Genomic DNA, 1,967 nt, shown 5'->3' with positions numbered 1-1,967 from the left:
TACCTCCGCGGGCTCGGGCGCGGTGGCTGGTCGTACAGCGAACTCGTTCGGTAGGTTTGCGTCCCTCAGCGTGCACTCAGCACGACTCGAGGAGAGGCGCCTCAAGGTAGCGGTACAGCGTGTTTCGGCTGATCCCGTAGTCACGCGCCAATTGCGCTTTGGGGACGCCTGCGAGGGCACGGGTGCGCACCTCGTGCAGCTGCTCGGCGGTCAAGGTACGGCGCCGGCCCTGGTACTTCCCCGGGGTCTGCTTGGCGATCGCGATGCCCTCGGCCTGGCGCTCCCGGATCATCTCCCGCTCGGACTGTGCGACCGCGGTGATGATGTGCAGGATCAGCCGCGTGGTGAGGTCTCCCCCGTCGGGACGCACCGTGAGGCACTGGGAGCGGAAGTCGACGGTCACGCCCTTGGCTTCGAGCTCTTCCATGATCGCGAGCATGTCCCGCAGGGACCGGGCGAGGCGGTCGATGGACGCGACGACGAGGGTGTCGCCCTCGCGGACGTAGTCCAGGGCCTCGCGCAGCACGGGCCGCTCCGACGCCGTCGCGGCCGACTGGTACTCCCGGAAGATCCGGTCGACGTCCCCGACGGCCTCGACCTGCCGGTCCAGGTGCTGCCCGGTCGACGAGACACGGACGTACGCGACGCGCTGCGTGGTGGGCATGGCTACTCCCGTCCGATCGAGCGTTCCTGGGACCACGCATACCCGCAAACCACCCACGCGACCGCAGCGGCAACGATCACGAGCAAGTTGGCCAGGTCGAACGGACCAGAACCTCCGATCCAGTCGACGAGGATCAGGATCGCGGCGAACACACTCAGGGCGATACCGATCCGGCGGGCGGTCTTGAAGGTGGGTGCACGCATGCACCCATTGTGTCCCGTTGGGGTGGTCGGACGCGGCACCTCAACAGATGTGTCACGAAACGAGCGACGTGGACCCTATTGGGTACCGCGGCGACGGGCCGACCAGGGTGTCATTTTGGGGTATACCCCAAGATGACATCCGGCCAGCCATGAAGTACGAGTGAGCGCATGAGGCTGGAGAAAATGACCAAATTTGGTGTACACCTTGGGCATGCGGAAACTCCCAACGCGACACGAGCTTGGCCTTATCGACTTCGTAACTCACGAGGCCCTGTCATCGCTGAGCCGTGACGTTCCCCTCGAGCTCGAGGCGATCCAGTCGGCATGGCCCGAATTTGAGCATGCCTTAGACTCTCTCCGTGGCCGCCGCATGATGGGCCTCATCTACCCAGCGTCGAATATCTACCGAATGTCATCCACTCGGCTCGACCGTGACCGCGACAACCCGTTAGAGCTCAACGAAACGATCGTTCCCGGCGGGGACTATCTCCGCCTTCGCCTGCGCGGTAAAGCACCCGCCGTGTATGAGCAGATCGCTGACGCCTTCAGCGTGCTATTCGAGCTCGCAGTCCACGACCCGAGCCGCCCACACATAGAGAGCTACCGGCGCGAAGGAGAGATCGACTGCCTCGTTCCCACGCTCCGTGAAAGCTAATTCGCCGTAAACCGTGGGACAACCGCGAAGTCGTGACAACCTAAAAGTGACAGATTCGTGGCCTTAGGTACCACCCTGCGTGACAGCTGCGCGACCGTAGCCTCCGCCGTCACACAGGGTCCGATACAGCACTTTCGTGACAGATCTGTGCCGTGGGGTATACCCCAGCGAGACGGCGTTCCCCTGCCACAAAGGGACCGTTTAAGGCTCATGCGCTAGGTGCCCCAGTGCCTGAGCCGTGGTGAGCTGCCGGGACGAGTGATCTCAGATCCGTCGCCTGGTTGCATGCAAGGGAACCGCAGGTCCGCGTCGGCGTGTCCTGCTCGATACCAGGCGTACGATTCCGCGCGTGCTGTCACCCAGTCATCCTCGCGCGCGCGTCGTCGATCGGCGACCTCGCCCCGCACGAACCGTCTTCCTGGCTTTCGCCGCGGCGGGCCTCGTC

Annotated in this window: 2 protein-coding genes; both read right to left on the bottom strand. The window is 64.3% G+C overall.

The window, feature by feature from the left end; genetic code table 11:
* Positions 1–76: 76 nt before the first annotated feature.
* The gene (locus ACT3TZ_RS15060) at positions 77–664 is read right to left on the bottom strand and encodes a recombinase family protein (protein ID WP_444584227.1); all 588 of its coding nucleotides are present in this window, start codon (positions 662–664) and stop codon (positions 77–79) included.
* Between the two features lie 2 nt (positions 665–666).
* Positions 667–867: a hypothetical protein gene (locus ACT3TZ_RS15055; protein ID WP_444584226.1), complete on the bottom strand. Its 201-nt coding sequence runs from the start codon at positions 865–867 to the stop codon at positions 667–669.
* Positions 868–1,967: the final 1,100 nt, after the last annotated feature.

This window comes from Brachybacterium sp. AOP25-B2-12, from assembly GCF_052378625.1.
Taxonomy (GTDB): Bacteria; Actinomycetota; Actinomycetes; order Actinomycetales; family Dermabacteraceae; genus Brachybacterium.
This window is presented reverse-complemented; position numbering and strand designations above follow the sequence as displayed.

Coding starts and splice junctions, on each gene's coding strand:
- ACT3TZ_RS15060 (WP_444584227.1), bottom strand. CDS start 664: ATGCCCACCACGCAGCGCGTCGCGTACGTCCGTGTCTCGTCGACCGGG.
- ACT3TZ_RS15055 (WP_444584226.1), bottom strand. CDS start 867: ATGCGTGCACCCACCTTCAAGACCGCCCGCCGGATCGGTATCGCCCTG.